We start from the raw sequence: 1,194 nt of genomic DNA on the forward strand, positions 1-1,194 counted from the left end.
GCTTTTAATCATTTTTCTATTGGATTTAGCTATGGCTATTTTAGTTAGATCCAGGCAAAACGTTGTACAAATGGAATGGAGGTAAGAAATGCGGTACTTCATATTCCTCAAAGTACACTAAATTTTGAATGTGATCATTTCTTAGGTTGATAGATTTTTACATTCTCATCCCTGAACAAGTGGAGCCAAAATCCGAAAAAAGAGGCTTCTGGAGCCGCTTCTTTAAGCCATATGGCTGATCTGATTGTTCACCTGGGCTTATCAAAGCCGTGGAACATTGCTCACTTATTAAGCGTGGAACGTGATAAATCATAAAAAAAGCCCAATCGGTGGCGATTGGGCTGAAAACTAAGAACTACAGCGTTGAATTTAAAGGGTAATTATAACGCATTTCGTATAAGGTGTATTATGTTAATTTTAGCTTTTCTCTATAATTACTATCTTAAGGCCCACTACCAAATTCTGTAATTAGCCAATCAGATTGAGGAGATTGTTTCACAAGAGTAATAAATAAAATATAGTCACCTACTGGACTACCAGCATCATCTATATGGACGACTTTAACTTTTACCATCACTGAAATAATTTTATAAAATTCTTGATAATACTCAGGTCTACTTTCCGCTGAATCATAATTAATCCTTACTACTTCTAAAATTTTTGAGTCTTTGAAATAGAGAAAACTTTCAGAACTTTTTAAATCTTCATGTAATCGCGCATCTGGCCAAACATATTTGATTGCTGATTCTAGATCATGTTTAGCAAGTGAATTAAAGAAAAGTATTGTTGTCTGTGTTGCCATCTCTTTATCATGATTTAATTTCTGTTTGTATGAATTAATGATTAGAAGTAGACATAGACCTACAAGTAAAATTCCTAATTTTATAAATATTTTAGACATTATAATTTCACTTTTATCTTTCGAAAAAACGCATAACTGACTAAAAGACACATAAGCCAAAATAAATAATCAAGAATAAAATATAAAAAAATGAATTGATCTATTCCTATAATAATATTTAAAGGATCTAGCGCTATACTCCCACCTGGAGATACTTCACCATCTACTAAAAACTGTAAGGGAAATCCTCCTCCAATGACTTTAACTTTTCCAAGCTTGTCTACAACTATACGATCCACTAATGTATATTTCTGATAAAACAAAGATAAATAAGTAAAAATAAAAGATAAGCA

1 protein-coding gene and 1 pseudogene are annotated in these 1,194 nt (G+C 31.7%); both read right to left on the minus strand.

Annotated elements, in window-relative coordinates:
• Positions 1 to 442: 442 nt before the first annotated feature.
• Positions 443 to 901, minus strand: coding sequence for a hypothetical protein (locus tag RR876_RS16525; protein ID WP_332637135.1), 459 nt, complete (start codon positions 899 to 901; stop codon positions 443 to 445).
• Positions 901 to 1,194, minus strand: a pseudogene (locus tag RR876_RS16530) (hypothetical protein); the annotation flags it as partial. The gene RR876_RS16525 and the pseudogene RR876_RS16530, both read right to left, overlap by 1 nt.

The sequence above is a fragment of the Acinetobacter sp. genome (assembly GCF_036666595.1).
In the GTDB taxonomy this organism is placed as follows: Bacteria; Pseudomonadota; Gammaproteobacteria; order Pseudomonadales; family Moraxellaceae; genus Acinetobacter.